Raw genomic sequence first — 14201 nt, forward strand, 5'->3', positions numbered from 1 at the left:
GGGGCGCCATTTCTCGGGGGCTCGGAAATGTGTAGAAGAGACAGGCCCCGTGGTCGCCGACCGCGGGACGCCCGGACGCCGCGCCACGGTCCGCAGGGGCGGCCTGCTCGCCGGGCGCCGGCGCGCCGGCGTGCTGCTGACCCTCCCCGCCCTGCTCGCGCTCGCCGCGACCGCGCTGTACCCGCTGCTGTGGACCGTGTCCCTCAGCCTGCAGGAGTTCAGCGTGGCGGTCGGCGGGCCCGCGCCCTCGTTCGCCGGGCTCGACAACTACGCCCGGGTGCTCGGCTCGCCGGCCTTCTGGACGGCGCTCACGCAGACGCTGGGCTACGTCGTCACCACGCTCGTCGTCGAGCTGGCGATCGGCATCCCGATCGCCCTGCTCCTGCAGCGCGAGACGCGCGGCCGCAAGGTGCTGCGCCTCGTGCTGGCCCTGCCGCTGATGATCGCGCCCGTCGTGGCGTCGATGGCGTGGAAGTTCCTGTTCTCGCCGGGCTACGGCCTGGTCAACGAGGGGCTCGCGCTCGTCGGGATCACCGGGCCCGCCTGGTTCGCCGACCCGTGGTTCGCGCGGACGACGATCCTCGTCACCAACGCCTGGCTCGCGGTGCCGTTCGTCGTGCTGGTGCTCCTCGCGGGCCTGGCCAACATCCCGGGAGAGCTGAAGGAGGCCGCCCGCACGGACGGCGCCTCGCCTTGGCAGACCTTCTGGCGGATCACGCTGCCGCTGCTGCGGCCCTCGATCCTCATCATCCTCGTGATCCGGCTCGCCGACGCCTTCCGGGTGTTCGACGCGGTCTACGTGATGACGGGCGGCGGTCCGGGCTCGTCGACGGAGGTGCTGAGCACCTTCCTGTACCGGCAGATGTTCACCGCCACCGACTTCGGCGGCGGGGCGGCCACGTCGGTGCTGTTCGTGATCGTCATCGGCGTCACCGCCGGTGCGGTCTTCCTCTGGCTGCGCCCGCGAGGTGAGCGATGACCACCCTGACCCTGCCCGCCCGCGGGCCGCGGACCACCCGGCGGGTCGCCCGCGGCACCGCCACCGCGCTCGTCGCCGCGGCCGCGTCGTTCCTGTTCCTGCTGCCCGTCGTCTGGGTGGTCGCGACGTCGCTGAAGCCGGACGTCGAGATCTTCGCGATCCCGCCCACCGTGCTGCCGGAGTCCCCGACCACGACGCACTTCGCGTCGGTCCTCGGGAACGAGACCGTCCTGCAGTTCTTCCGGAACAGCCTGCTCGCGGCGGGCGGGGCGACGGCCGTCGGTCTGCTGCTCGGGGTGCCCGCCGCCTTCGGCTTCGCGAAGTTCCGCTACCGGTTCTCCGGCGTCCTGCTGGGGTCGGTGCTGGTCACCCGGATGTTCCCGCCGGTGGCGCTCGCGCTGCCGTTCTTCCTGCAGTTCCGCCAGCTCGGGCTGATCGACAGCCCGCTCGGCCTGGCGATCGCGTACCTGCCGATCGTGCTGCCGCTGATCATCTGGATGCTCGAGGGCTTCTTCCGCGAGCTCCCCGAGGAGCTGCTGGAGGCGGCGCGGCTGGACGGCGCCGGCACCCTCGGCACCATCGGGCGGATCGTCCTGCCGATCTCGACCCCCGCGGTCGCGGTCGCGGCCCTGTTCGGGTTCCTCGCGGCGTGGAACGAGCTCGTCATCGCCCTGTCGCTCACCCGGACCCCCGCCGCGCAGACCATGCCGGTCGGCATCTCCGGGTACATCACCCAGTTCCAGACGCTGTGGGGCGACATGACCGCGGCCGCGGTCGTCTACCTGCTGCCCGTCCTCGTCCTGACGCTGCTGTGCCAGCGGGGCATCATCTCCGGCCTCACCGCGGGCGCCACCAAGGGCTGAGCCGCCCGCCCGCCGCACGCACCCTCCCGCACCGCCCCCCGACGGCGCGCGCCCGAGCGCGCCCCGAGCACCACCAGGAGCACCCCGTGATCGAGATCCGCACCTCCGGCCCCGACGGCGCGCACGGCGTCGAGCTCTGGTCCACCCCGGCCGCCGGCGCCGAGCGCCTGCTCGCCAGCCCCGCGCCCGTCGTCGTCGAGGTCCACACCGGTGACCCGGCCGACTGGCGCGGGGAGCGCGTGCCCGCGCCGTACGGCGAGGTCGTCCGCGACGGGGCCGCCCTGCTCGCCACCGCCCGGGCCCGGACCGCCGCCGGCGAGGTCGTGGTCGTGGACCGCTGGTCGCCCGAGGGCGACGGCGTCCGCGTCGACCGCCGGGTGCGGGTGCACGCCCCGGTGCCCGGGACCGCGGTGCGCGCCGTCCTCGACCTGGACGTGGTCGGCACCGGGTTCGACGAGCGGGCCCAGGTGTTCGCGCCGCCCGCCCTCTACGACCTGAACGACGTCGACGGCGACGGTGTCGAGGACTACCTCGACACCCGCGAGCTCGTGTTCCGGGACGACCGGCTCACCGGCCTCGCCGTCCTGGCGTACGCCCCGGGCCGGGGGCTCGGGGTCTGGCTGTCCCGCCAGGACGTCCCGGCGCACGACGACGCCCCGGACCGCGCCCGCGGTCAGCAGGCCTTCGCGCAGCGCACGGACATCGGCTCGCTCGGCCTGCTGGACCGGCCCGGCGGCTGGTCGCTGTCGGCCGCGTACCCCTTCGTGGAGCGTGCGCGCTCGCACGCGCTGACGGCCCGGGACCGGGAGCCGTGGGGCGCGTTCTGGCCCGTCGACGACGCCACCGACCTCACCGTGTCCTACGGCGTCGGCGTGGTGCGCGGGGCGACGGCGACCGACGCGCTGTGGCAGCTCTGGGGTGCCCGGGTGGCGCACCTGCAGCCGCGGCGCGTCGAGCTGCCGGTGCCCGTCGAGGACCTCACCGCCCTGCGCCTCGACGCGCTGCTGCCGTACTACCGGGAGAACGCCACGACGGCGGGCTTCGTGACGAACTGCCACCCGCAGGACGGGCGCCAGCTCGGCGACGTGCTGCAGTACGGCTTCACCGGGCAGACGGTGCTCAACGCCCTGCACGTGCTGAACCACGCCCCCGAGATCGCGGACCCCGCGGCGCGCGACAAGGCGCTGCGGGCGGTCGAGAGCTTCGTCCGGCGGGCCGGCGGCTCGCCGCTGGGCCTGGTGCACACGCTCTACGACTTCGACTCCGAGCGGGACGCGAGCTGGTGGAGCGGGCTGCTGCTGCCGCTGGCGTACGCCGAGGAGGGCGCCGACCTGCGGCACCTGATGGGCCCGGTGCTGGAGCACATGGCCTACGCGGTGGACGCGCTGTCGGGCGCGCCGGACGGCACGTACCTGCGGTGCGTCGCCGAGGAGCACCACGCCCTGCTCCGCGCCTACGCCGCGGAGCGCGAGCGCGGCACGGTGCACGAGGAGTGGCTCGCGGTCGCGCGGTCCTTCGGGGAGTTCCTGCTCGGGGCGCAGGAGGCGGACGGGTCCTGGCGCCGCGCCTACGCCTTCGACGGGTCGGCGCTCGTGGAGCCGCGCGCCTGGTTCGGCCGGGCGGAGCTCAACCAGAAGTCGTCGACCGCCACCGCGGTGCCGTTCCTGCACGAGCTCTTCCTGGCCACCGGCGACCCGCGCTGGCGGGACGCCGCGGTGCGCGCGGCGGGGTTCGTCGCCGAGCACTTCGTCCGGGGGCTCAAGTTCAACGGCGGCATCCACGACTCGATCTACGCCCGGGCCCAGCTCGTCGACTCCGAGAGCATCCTGTTCTCGCTGCGGGCCTGCCTCGCCGCCGCCGAGCTCACCGACGACGACGACCTGCGCGCGGCCGCGGTGGACGCGGCGCGCGTGCTGGCCACCTGGGTCTACCTGTGGGACGTGCCGCTGCCGCCCGGCAGCACGATGGCCGGGTACGGGTTCCGCAGCACCGGCTGGAGCGCCTGCGACACCGCGGGCGCCGGCTACATCCACCCCTACGAGCTGCACGCCGTGCCCGACCTGTTCGAGGCCGCCCTGATCGGCGAGGACGACGTGCTCGCCGAGGTCGCGGACCTCGTGCTGCACGGCTCGAACGAGACCGTCGCGACCTCCGGGCGCGACTGGGGGTACGCCCGGCCGGGGTTGCAGGAGGAGGGGCTGCTGGTCAGCTGGTGGCTGATCGACGACCCGATGTTCGTGGACACCGGCTTCGGCGGCCGCGGCAAGGGCGAGGGCAACAAGACCTGCCTGCCGTGGATCTCGGCCGTCGGCATCGACGCCACCGACGAGGTCCTGCGCCGCTTCGGCACCACCGACCTGCGGACGTGCTGGCAGGACCGCCGCCGCGCCGCCGTCGCGTCCCGCTAGGGTCGGCGGACACAGGTGGTGGACGTCACGAGCGCCTCGCCCGGGTCGACCGGGCGGGGCGGTGACGCCGGGGACGACGGGAGCGCACGGGCGATGGGTCTGGAGAGCGGCGACGTCGTGCAGCAGCGCCCGGCCGCCCGCGCCACGCTCGCGGACGTCGCGCGGCGGGCCGGGGTGTCGAAGGGCACCGCGTCCAAGGCGCTCAACGGGCGCGGCGAGATCCGGCCCGAGACGCGTCAGCGGGTGCTGGAGGCCGCCGACGCGCTGTCGTTCACGCCGTCGGTGCTCGCCCAGAACCTCGCCAACGGCCGCACCGGCACCGTCGGGGTCCTGACCAACGACCTCGAGGGCCGGTTCGTCATCCCGATCCTCATGGGCGCGGAGGACGCGCTCGGGGCCGGCCGCATCTCGGTGATCCTCACCGACGCGCGCGGGGACGCCATCCGCGAGCAGCAGCAGCTGCGCACCCTGCTCGAGCGGCAGATCGACGGGCTGATCGTCGTCGGCGGCCCGCGCACGGACCCGCGCCCTTCGCTCGGGCAGGACCTCCCGGTGCCGGTGGTCTACGCCTACGCGCCCTCCGAGGACCCGCAGGACCTGTCGCTGGCCGCCGACAACGTCCAGGCCGGCCGCATCGCCGCCGAGCACCTCTGGGACCTCGGCCGCCGCCGGATCGCCTACGTCGGCGGAGACCCCAGCTACGCCGCGTCCCGGGAGCGCGAGGCCGGCGCGGCGGCGGCGCTCGCCGAGCACGGCGCGACGCTGCTCCGCACCGGCGCCGGCTCCGGCAACTGGAGCGAGCGCTGGGGCCGCGCGGCGACCACGCGCCTGCTGGCGCAGCACCCCGATCTGGACGCGGTCGTCGCCGCGTCGGACCAGCTCGCGCGCGCCGCGCTCGACATCCTGCGGGACCACGGCCGCCGGGTGCCCCAGGACGTGGCGGTGGTGGGCCACGACAACTGGTCGCTCGTCGTGACCAACACCCGGCCGGAGCTGACCAGCGTCGACACCCGGCTCGAGCTCCTCGGGCGGACCGCCGCCAGCCGGCTGTTCGCCGCGCTCTCGGGGGACGAGCTGGGGGCCGGGGTGGAGCTGCTGCCGGTCGAGCTCGCGGTGCGCGGCTCGACCGTCGCGGACGGCTGAGCCGCGGCGGGACGGGCGCCGGTGGGTCCGGGGTCCGGGCGCCCGTGATCGGGCTACGGTGGGTCACCGTGCCGCTCTTCTCCCGCCGCCACGCCCTGCCCGACGACGTGCGCCGCGCCCTCGACCTCCCGGCGGGCGACCGCGTGCTCGCCGTCGCCGCGTCGGGCGACCGCTGGCTCGTCGCCACCCGGCAGGCGCTCTACGTCGCCGGCGGGACCGCGGACGCGCCGGTGCGCCGGCACCCGTGGTCGGACGTCGACCGGGCGTCGTTCGCGCCCGAGCCGCCCGCCATCACCGTGCACTGGGTGACCGGCGCCGTCGAGGTGCTGCCGCTGGACCCGCCCGTGCCGGTCGCGTTCGCGCAGACCCTGCGGGAGCGGGTGCAGTCGTCGGTCGTGCACGTCGAGACCGTCACCGTCCCGGGTGCCGGGCCCGTCCGGGTCGCCCTGCGCCGGGGCGAGTCGGGGGACCTGTTCACGCAGGTCATCGGCACGGGACGCGTCGACCTCGCCGACCCCGGGGTGGCGGCCCTGCTCGACGCCGCAGAGGCGCGGGTGCGCGCGGCGGCCGGCCTGCGCGCGTGATCCCGGCGGTGACCGGGACCACGCGGGACGTGTCAGGAGCAGCCCCGGAGGGCTGCTAGAGTTCTTCCCGCACGATCCCTCGTAGCTCAATTGGCAGAGCATCCGACTGTTAATCGGACGGTTACTGGTTCGAGTCCAGTCGAGGGAGCAACCACGACGGCCCGTCACCTGCGTCCCGCAGGAGGCGGGCCGTTCGCGTGCCCGGGGCACGTGACCGCACCGCGCGTCGTCTCTCCCGGTCGTCACCGCGGTCGCCTGCGTCGCGGCCGGGCGACGTCCTCACGTGCCCTGCTCCCGCAGCGTCGTCGCCAGCTCCTGGACGTACCGGTCGATGCGGATGACGTCGTCGCGCGTCCACGCGGTGGGCAGACGGCTGTAGGCGTTCAGCGCGACGGTGGTGGTCTCGTCGACGTAGCCCGGCAGCGCGACGAAGGAGCGGTAGCCGTGGCCCCGTGCGCGCCGGTTCCACCGGGGCCAGCGCGCGTCACCGTCGAGGTCGTCCACGACCACGCTGCTCAGCCGGCGGATCGCCTCGAGGCAGGGGCCGGCCCCGTCGTCCACCTCGAGCTGGTCGCACGCCGCGGCGGCGGGATCGCTGCTCGCGACCTGGTCGAACCGGTCGCCGGTGCGCAGGATGACGCTGCAGGCGGGGACCCCGGTTCGCGCGGGTGCGGCATCGGCGAACGCGTTGAGGATCTCGTGCACGATCTCACCGGCTCTCGGGCGCGACTCGCGCCACGGCCGGTGAGGGAACGCCCTCGTGGGCGCCTGGTCGACTCCGACCTCGCCAGTGTGGCACGGTCCGCGCGGAAAGCCGATGACTGCAGCACAGGACGGATCGAACCGGGCGTGCCATCCTGAATCAGTACCGTCGTCAGCCTCGACGACTCCCGGCGGTCGCGCCGCGGTCCGCATCGGGCATCGCAGGCGCGCCGGGACACGAGGGGTCACCGTTGAGAAGCGACGCGTACGAGGTGCACGTCCTGCTGCAGGACCTCGACGGCGGGCGCCCCCGCTGGTGGCGCGAACGCTCCGGGGCCGGTCCGCCGAGGACGGTCCTGGAGCTGCACGTCCCCCCGCGGCGCGGTGCGGTGTGGATCGCCCGGCACTGGGCCAGCGACCGAGCCTGCGAGTCGGGGGTCCCCGACGATTCCCTCCCCGACATCGAGCTGCTGACGAGCGAGCTGGTCGCCAACGCGATCGTCCACGGGAACGGCGGCGAGGTCGAGGTGCGGTTCAGCGTCGACAGCGACTGCGTCCGGGTCGAGGTCTCGGACACCAGCGCCGGCCGGCCGCAGGTCCGACGCCCGGACCCGGGCACGCCCGGTGGGCAGGGGCTGCGTCTGGTGTCGATGCTCGCGACCGAGTGGGGCCACGGGCGCCGCTCCGGCCGGACCGGCAACACCGTGTGGTTCACCCTCTCGATCTGACCTCTCGGCAGTCGGGCCGGCGGGACGCGCGACCGTCGGGGGCAGCATCGCCTGCGGCGCACCGTCGCCGCCGACGCGTCCCCGCCCGACAGCTCGCGCAGCGTCCGGCGCCTAGGGTGTCCGCCGTGGGACTGTTCAGCCGCAGGTCGCGAGAGCCCGAACCGGACGAGCCGGAGGCCGGCGCGGCACCCGATCCGGCGCCCCCGGCGGCACCGCTCGCCGGCGAGCCCGGCCCGGGCGTGCGCCACGACCGCGTCCGTGAGGCGCTCGGCGCCTGGGCGGAGCGCAAGGACGCCCGGACGTTCGCCGACGTGCTCCGCCGCGCCGTGTCCGGCGAGCTCCTGCTCGACGTGACCGACTCCCGGCTCGCGGACCCCGAGCGCGGGTTCCAGCAGGGCGACACGCTGGCGATCGCGTCGATCCGGGACAACGCCGGCGCCGACCTGCTCGTCGCGTTCACGGGGCACGACGAGCTGCAGCGGATGCGGCAGGCGGCGGGGCGGTCGCTGGTCCAGCCCGCGGCGGCGGTGCTCGCGCAGGCGGCGCGCGACCACCAGGGCATCGTCGTCGACGGCCGCGCGCCGGGGGCGTTCATCGCGTACGCGGCCGAGATCCGGCAGCACCTCACCGAGGAGCCCGAGGCGGTCGCCCGGCTGACCGAGGCGACGACGACGCGGTCGCTGCCGTTCGCGCAGTACGTCGAGGCGCTGGCGGCGGGGCCGCTGTTCGTCCCCGTCGCGGCCGACCCCGACGACGGGCCGGCCGGGCCGGCCGCCACCGGACCGGACGGCGGCGCGTACACCGTGGTGGGGACGTCGCCCGCGGAGGTGTGGGCGTGGCGGCCCGGTGGGGAGGTCCGGCGGGCCGCTCTCGCGGAGATCGCCGCCGCGACGCTCGCCGCGGGCCGGGCCGGGATCGTGGTCAACCCGGCCGGCCCGCCGGTCGTGGTCCCGGCCGCCGCGCTCCCGCGCTGACCGGCGCGGACACGCCCGCGGGACCAACGGCCCGCCGTCGTCGCGCCCGCCGTCTGGCAAGATGCCCCGGTTCGTCTGAATCGCCGCAGCAGGAAGTCAGGGTCATGCGCAGGATCGCCGTCGCCGGCATCGTGGGAGTCGTCGCACTCGGTCTCGTCGGGTGCGGGGAGCTCTCGGTCCACCGGACCGGGTCGCCCGACGCCCAGGAGATCGCCGAGGCCCGGGCGGCGCAGAGCGAGTAGCGCCGGCGTGCCGGGTCAGTCCGCCGCCTCCGGCGGCCACACCACCCGGAACCGCTCCAGCACGATCTCGTCCTGCTCGCTCCACACGGCGCCGCGCGCCGCGCAGGTGCGCTCCCAGTAGATCCGGTGCTGCTCCCGCCAGCTGCGCAGGCTGCGGTCGTCCTCGCCCTCGTCGAACGCGAAGTCGGCGTCGACCTCCCGGAACGGGGCGATCCTCAGCTCGGTCGTCCGCAGCAGCAGCTGCGGCCTGCCCCGGCCGTCGCACGCCACCCAGTGCGCCCCGATGCGGGGGAGCGCCTCGCCGCGGTGCGCGAACTCGGCCACGAGCTCGGCGGTCGCGCGCTTGGTGCCGTACCGGACGATGCCGAGGAGCTCGTCGCTCAGCTCGACGGAGTCGCCGAACCGGTCGACGACGTACTCGTCGCCGGCGGCCACCGCCTCCGGGTGGGCGGAGACGTAGGCGCTCCAGAGCGCGGCGGCCGCGTCGGTGTCGAGCGGTCCGGGCGGGGTGCGGTGGCTGGTCACCCGGACATCCTGCCGCCCGGCGCGCCCGGCGCGCCCGTGCGCCCGTGGCCGCGCGGCCGCCCCCGCTACCGTGGCGGCATGGCGATCATCCACCGGGCCACCCTCGTCCCGACCAAGGCCGAGCTCATCGCCGCCTGGCTCCCCGCGCAGCCGTGGGGCGGCGGACCCGTCGCCGAGGTGGTGCCGGTCGGCGCGTACCGGTTCGACGACCCCGAGGGCGAGGTCGGCATCGAGTCGCACCTGGTCGAGGCCGGCGGGCGGCTGCTGCACGTCCCGCTGACCTACCGCGGGGCGCCGCTGCCGGGCGCCGAGGAGTGGCTGGTCGGGACGATGGAGCACTCGGTGCTCGGCACGCGCTGGGTGTACGACGGCCCCGGCGACCCCGTCTACCGGGACGAGCTCGCCCGGGTGGTCCGCGAGGCCGACACCGAGGTGCGGATGTGGGTCGAGACGCCCGACGGCCGGGAGGAGCGCGAGCCGACGGTGCGGGTCCGGGGGAGCGGCGCCGCCGACGCGGACGCGACGGGCGCGACCCCGGAGGTCGTCGTGGTGCGCGAGCCCCGCCCGGGCCTCACCGCGCCGACGGACCGGACGCTCGTCGGCACGTGGGCGGGCCAGGACGAGCCGGTCGTGCTGGCGTACCTCGCCTGACCCGCGACCTCCCATCGCCGCGCGTGAGGTCGGCACATCCTGGTGAGGTCGTCACTCGTGTGTGACGACCTCACCCGCTTGTGACGACCTCACCGACGTGTGACGACCGCACGGAGGGGCCCGGCTACGTGAACAGCGCCTGGCCCACGAACGGTCCGTCGTCGGCGAGCGCCGGCGTCCCGTCGGCCCCGGTCGGCAGCGTCCCGTCGGGCACGCCCGGCGGCACGGCGTACAGGCCCGAGCCGGTGTGCACCAGGTACTCCATCAGCCCGTCCTGCGCGGACAGCCGGGTCTGCATCGGCACGAAGTGGGTGCGCGGGTCGACGACGAACGCGAGGAAGAACAGCCCGGCGTCCAGCCGGCCGAGCGCGTCGTTGCCGTCGGTGAAGTTGTACCCGCGGCGCAGCATCCGGACCCCGTCGTTCTGGGTCGGGTGCGCGAGGCGGACGTGCGAGTCGAGCGCGACGAGCGGCTTGCCGTCGCCGCCGGTGGCGTCGAGGTCGGGCTCGGTGAACTCGGTGCCGCCGGACAGCGGCGCGCCCTCGCCCTTGTTCCGCCCGACCAGGGCCTCCTGCTCGCGCAGCGACGACCGGTCCCAGGTCTCGATGTGCATCCGGATCCGGCGCGCCACGAGGTAGGTGCCGCCGGTGAGCCAGGCCGCGTCGCTGCCGCCCTCGGTCGCCGCGGCCGCGGGCACCCACACGTGCGCCTCGACGTCGGCGGTCTCCTCGGCCTTGAGGTTGGCGGTGCCGTCCTTGAAGCCGAACAGGTTCCGGGGCGTCTTCTGCGCGGTGCTGGTGGAGGAGGTGCGGCCGTAGCCGAGCTGGGTCCACCGGATGCGGGCGGTGCCGAACGCGGCGCGCGACAGGTTCCGCACGGCGTGCACCGCGACCTGGGGGTCGTCGGCGCACGCCTGGACGACGAGGTCGCCGTCGCTGCGGGCGGGGTCGAGGTCGTCGCCGGCGAAGTGCGGCAGCTCGACCAGGCCCGGCGGCAGCCGCCCCGCGAGCCCGAACCGGTCGGCCTCGGCGCCGGGCGCCCCGACGAACAGCGACCGCCCGAAGCCGAACGTGATCGTGAGCCCCGCGGCGGGCAGGTCGGCGGCCTCGCCGGTGTCGTCCGGCGGCGCGTCGTAGGGCCCGGAGGCGGGCGCGAACTGCCCGGCGGGCAGGCCCTGCGTCATCCGGGCGGCCATCACGGTCCACCGGCGCAGCAGGTCGACGAGCGCGTCCCGGTCCGTCGTCGTCACGTCGAACGCGGCGAGGTAGAGCCGGTCCTGCGCCGGGGTGACGATCCCCGCCTGGTGCGCGCCGGTGAACGGGTAGGTGCGGTCGGCGCCGGACGGCGACGCGGCGGGCGCGGGGGACCGGGCGGCGTCCACCGCCACGGCTCCCGCCGCTCCGGCTGCGGCCGCGCCCGCGACGAGGCCGCCGCCGAGCCCGAGCAGCGCGCGGCGGGACATCCCGCGCCGGGCACCCGCGCCGTCCCCGGGCGCCGCCTCCCCGGGCGCGGCGTCCCCCGCCGCGCCCGGGACCCGGTGCTGCGCGTCCGTGTCAGGCCCCCGTCACGGTCGTGGTCAGCCGGGACAGCGGCTCGGACAGCGCGTCCACCGCGGCGGCCAGCTCCGTGACCTGCGCATCGGAGAGGGCGGTGTACGGGGCGAAGCCCGCCTCGACGGACCCCTGCGCGGCGAGCAGCGCCTCGAGGTCGGCGAACCGCTGGTCGAGGTCGGCGGCCAGGTCGGGGTCCTGCTCGGTGACGACGTCCTGCAGCACCTCGTACGCGACCCGGGCGCCGTCGACGTTGGCCTGGAAGTCCCAGAGGTCCGTGTGCGACCAGATCTCCTCCTCGCCGGTGACCTTGCCGGTGGCGACCTCGTCGAGCAGGCCCTTGGCGCCGTTGGCGATCTGGAAGGCCTCGAAGGTGAAGCCGTCGGCGGTCACCTGGTCGACCAGCTTCTGGGTGTTCGCGACGAGGTCGTCCGCGGCGGCGGCGCGCTCCTCGGCGGTCAGCGGCACGTAGGTCGCGCCGCCGTTCGCGTCGGGCGCGGGCTGCCACAGGTCCTTCTCGATCAGGTGCCAGCCGGTCCAGGCCTGGCCGTCCTCGAGGTCGGCCTCGCGCAGGTCGAGGGCCGGGTCGAGGTCGCCGAACGACTCGGCCACCGGCTCGACGCGCTCCCAGTGCACCCGGGTCGCGGCGTACAGGTCGCGCGCCCGGTCGTCGTCGCCCGCGGCGTACGCGTCGGCGAACTCCTGGGTCCCGGCGATCAGCGAGCCGACCTGGTCCTTCACGTACGCGACGTAGGACGCCTCGGCCGCGGCGAGCTGGTCGGCGGTGTCGCCGGTCGGACCGACGTCCTGGCCGGAGTCGGTGACCGTGAACGCGGCGCGGATGCCGTCGCCGACCATGCCGGGCTTGCACGCCGTGTAGTAGTCGCCGGGCGCGGCCTGGACGACGAGGTCGCGGGAGATGCCGGGGCCGATGTTCTCGATCTCGGACACGATCCGCAGCCCGTCGTCGGCCAGCAGGTAGAACTCGGTGACGTCGCTGCCGTCGTTCGTGACGGAGAAGGTCAGGGTGCCGCTGGGCGCGCTGTCGGCGGAGACCTCGCAGGCGTCGGCGGTCGAGCTCACGGTCAGCGCGCCGGGCGCATCGCTGCTCGCGGCGCCACCGGCGGGGTCGTTCGGGACGCACGCCGCGAGCAGCGGCAGCAGGGCGACCGCGGCGGCGGCGCTCCAGGAGGTGCGGGACATCGGGGCTCCTTCTCGGGGCACGGGTCGACGAGCCGGGGCGGCGGCGGGGGCGCCGCGCGCGGTGCTCGGGGTCAGGCGGCAGGCAGGGGGGAGGTCGTGCTCGGCGCCGGCGCGGCGGGGCGCGCGGGCGGGCGGCGGAAGGCGGTCCGCACGAAGAAGGTCATGGTCGGGACCACGTAGGCGGTCCACGCGATCGCCTGGAGCCAGGTGGTCGCGGGCGTGAAGTTCAGGACGCCCTTGAGCAGGGTGCCGTACCAGCTGGTGGGCGGGACGGCGGCCGAGACGTCGAACGCGAGGTCGTTCAGCCCCGGCAGGATGCCGGCCTCCTGGAGGTCGTGGACGCCGTAGGACAGCACCCCGGCCGCGACGAGCACGAGGAACGCCCCGGTCCACGCGAAGAACTTCTGCAGGTCCAGCCGCATGACGCCGCGGTAGAGCGCCCACGCGACGAGCACCGCGGTCGCGAGCCCGAGCGCGGCGCCGAGCAGGGGAGCGGCGGTGCCGCCGCGGGCACCGGTGCTCGCGGTCGCCTGGGCGCTCGCCCACAGGAACAGCGCGGTCTCCAGGCCCTCCCGGCCGACGGCGAGGCACGCCATGACGACGACGGCCCGGCGGCCGGCCGCGACGGCGTCGTCGAGCTTGTGCTGGAGGTCGCCCGTGAGGTGCCGGGCGGTGCGCGCCATCCAGAAGATCATCCAGGTCACGAGCCCGACGGCGACGATCGACAGCGAGCCGCCGATCGCCTCCTGCGCGGTGAACGACAGCCCCTGCGGCCCGAAGGTCAGCAGCGCGCCGAACCCGAGGGACACGGCGACGGCCACGCCCACCCCGGCCCACAGCGCCGGCAGGAGGTCGCGGCGCGCGGTGCGCACCAGGTAGGCGATGAGGATGCTGACGACCAGGGCGGCCTCGAGGCCCTCACGCAGGCCGATCAGGTAGTTCGCGACCATCGGGCGGCTCCGACGCGGGTGGTGGTGGACGGCACGGGGGTGCCCCGCCGGCGGGGCACCGCGGGGGGCTCCGCCGGTAAGGCGAGGCGAACCTTACTCGCGCCGCCGGGTGCCGCGGAACACCGTCCCGGGCGGCGATCGCGCGCCGCCGGGGTCCTGTGGGAAGTCGTCGCACGTCATCGGGGCAAATCGGGACTTTCGTCCCTGCGGGTCGGCCGGGCCGCGTCGGCCGCCGGTGCGCCACCCGCCCGGACGCACGAACGGCTCACGATCGGCCGCCGGCCCACGGCAATGCGGAACGGAGACCTGCCGCACCGCTGCCGTCAGCACGCAGAAGGCGGGAGGGAACCACCTCAACGGATTTGCGGTCACGGGAAAGACATTTCAGCGACGCGACGCAGGAAGAGTGGTGCGGATCGGTGAAGCCGCAGGTCAGAGGGTGTTTTGCGCGGGCCGCACCGGCCCGCTGAAATGGTTGCCACGTGTCCGGTGATCGATTCAGCAGCTGCAGGAGGTGTCGTGCTCGCTCGTCCCGAGAAGACCTCCTTCCTGCCGTTCGACGTGGACCCCATCACGGTCGCCCTGGCGCTCGCGGCGGTGGGGCTGCTCGTGGCCCTCGCGCTCCTGGTGCTGCTCCGGGCACGCCGCCGCCGGGCGGCGCGCGGCCCGGCCGCCGCGGGCGACGCCAGCGTGCCGGCC

At 75.5% G+C, this 14201-nt stretch carries 15 protein-coding genes and 1 tRNA gene; 11 read left to right on the forward strand and 5 right to left on the reverse strand.

The window, feature by feature from the left end:
- Window positions 1-49: 49 nt before the first annotated feature.
- The 6 genes from AC3WUG_RS18100 (at window position 50) to AC3WUG_RS18125 (ending at window position 6125) form a co-directional block, all read left to right on the forward strand.
- Window positions 50-979, forward strand: a complete 930-nt coding sequence (locus AC3WUG_RS18100) for a carbohydrate ABC transporter permease (protein ID WP_187365364.1) — start codon at window positions 50-52, stop codon at window positions 977-979.
- A complete protein-coding gene (locus AC3WUG_RS18105; RefSeq protein WP_158375280.1) occupies window positions 976-1842 on the forward strand; it encodes a carbohydrate ABC transporter permease in 867 nt (288 codons plus the stop codon). The genes AC3WUG_RS18100 and AC3WUG_RS18105 overlap by 4 nt, the downstream gene beginning before the upstream one ends.
- Before the next feature lie 86 nt (window positions 1843-1928).
- Window positions 1929-4250 carry a hypothetical protein gene (locus tag AC3WUG_RS18110; protein ID WP_492328938.1) on the forward strand — a complete coding sequence of 774 codons (2322 nt, stop codon included), beginning with the start codon at window positions 1929-1931 and terminating at the stop codon, window positions 4248-4250.
- 93 nt (window positions 4251-4343) lie between these two features.
- Window positions 4344-5393, forward strand: coding sequence for a LacI family DNA-binding transcriptional regulator (locus tag AC3WUG_RS18115; RefSeq protein ID WP_492328939.1), 1050 nt, complete (start codon window positions 4344-4346; stop codon window positions 5391-5393).
- Window positions 5394-5461: 68 nt separating this feature from the next.
- Window positions 5462-5977 carry a hypothetical protein gene (locus AC3WUG_RS18120; protein WP_492328940.1) on the forward strand — a complete coding sequence of 172 codons (516 nt, stop codon included), beginning with the start codon at window positions 5462-5464 and terminating at the stop codon, window positions 5975-5977.
- Between the two features lie 75 nt (window positions 5978-6052).
- Window positions 6053-6125 (forward strand) — tRNA-Asn (locus AC3WUG_RS18125).
- Between the two features lie 131 nt (window positions 6126-6256).
- Here AC3WUG_RS18125 and AC3WUG_RS18130 read toward each other — a convergent pair.
- Window positions 6257-6682, reverse strand: a complete 426-nt coding sequence (locus AC3WUG_RS18130; protein WP_492328941.1) for a GAF domain-containing protein — start codon at window positions 6680-6682, stop codon at window positions 6257-6259.
- 248 nt (window positions 6683-6930) lie between these two features.
- Here AC3WUG_RS18130 and AC3WUG_RS18135 point away from each other — a divergent pair, with 248 nt between their 5' ends.
- The 3 genes from AC3WUG_RS18135 (at window position 6931) to AC3WUG_RS18145 (ending at window position 8623) form a co-directional block, all read left to right on the forward strand.
- Window positions 6931-7407, forward strand: coding sequence for an ATP-binding protein (locus AC3WUG_RS18135; RefSeq protein WP_492328942.1), 477 nt, complete (start codon window positions 6931-6933; stop codon window positions 7405-7407).
- A gap of 125 nt (window positions 7408-7532) precedes the next feature.
- Complete coding sequence (locus AC3WUG_RS18140) at window positions 7533-8381, forward strand: SseB family protein (RefSeq protein ID WP_492328943.1); 849 nt, start codon at window positions 7533-7535, stop codon at window positions 8379-8381.
- Between the two features lie 104 nt (window positions 8382-8485).
- Complete coding sequence (locus AC3WUG_RS18145) at window positions 8486-8623, forward strand: hypothetical protein (protein ID WP_168217024.1); 138 nt, start codon at window positions 8486-8488, stop codon at window positions 8621-8623.
- Between the two features lie 15 nt (window positions 8624-8638).
- Here the strand turns inward: AC3WUG_RS18145 and AC3WUG_RS18150 are convergent, their stop codons facing one another.
- Window positions 8639-9148 carry an ASCH domain-containing protein gene (locus AC3WUG_RS18150; RefSeq protein ID WP_492328944.1) on the reverse strand — a complete coding sequence of 170 codons (510 nt, stop codon included), beginning with the start codon at window positions 9146-9148 and terminating at the stop codon, window positions 8639-8641.
- Between the two features lie 78 nt (window positions 9149-9226).
- Here AC3WUG_RS18150 and AC3WUG_RS18155 point away from each other — a divergent pair, with 78 nt between their 5' ends.
- Window positions 9227-9799, forward strand: a complete 573-nt coding sequence (locus tag AC3WUG_RS18155) for a CG0192-related protein (RefSeq protein WP_492328945.1) — start codon at window positions 9227-9229, stop codon at window positions 9797-9799.
- A gap of 124 nt (window positions 9800-9923) precedes the next feature.
- On the opposite strand, the gene efeB is transcribed toward AC3WUG_RS18155, so the two are convergent.
- From efeB to efeU, 3 genes are all read right to left on the reverse strand, one after another.
- On the reverse strand, window positions 9924-11261 hold the full coding sequence (efeB, locus tag AC3WUG_RS18160) for an iron uptake transporter deferrochelatase/peroxidase subunit (RefSeq protein WP_492328946.1): 1338 nt from the start codon (window positions 11259-11261) through the stop codon (window positions 9924-9926).
- A gap of 91 nt (window positions 11262-11352) precedes the next feature.
- On the reverse strand, window positions 11353-12552 hold the full coding sequence (efeO, locus tag AC3WUG_RS18165; RefSeq protein WP_492328947.1) for an iron uptake system protein EfeO: 1200 nt from the start codon (window positions 12550-12552) through the stop codon (window positions 11353-11355).
- Between the two features lie 71 nt (window positions 12553-12623).
- Window positions 12624-13502, reverse strand: coding sequence for an iron uptake transporter permease EfeU (gene efeU, locus AC3WUG_RS18170; RefSeq protein ID WP_492328948.1), 879 nt, complete (start codon window positions 13500-13502; stop codon window positions 12624-12626).
- 519 nt (window positions 13503-14021) lie between these two features.
- Here efeU and AC3WUG_RS18175 point away from each other — a divergent pair.
- The coding region (locus tag AC3WUG_RS18175) for a hypothetical protein (RefSeq protein WP_492328949.1) at window positions 14022-14201 on the forward strand (180 nt) is incomplete at its 3' end.

Source organism: Cellulomonas sp. EB106-03-03-XG116 (assembly GCF_058792015.1).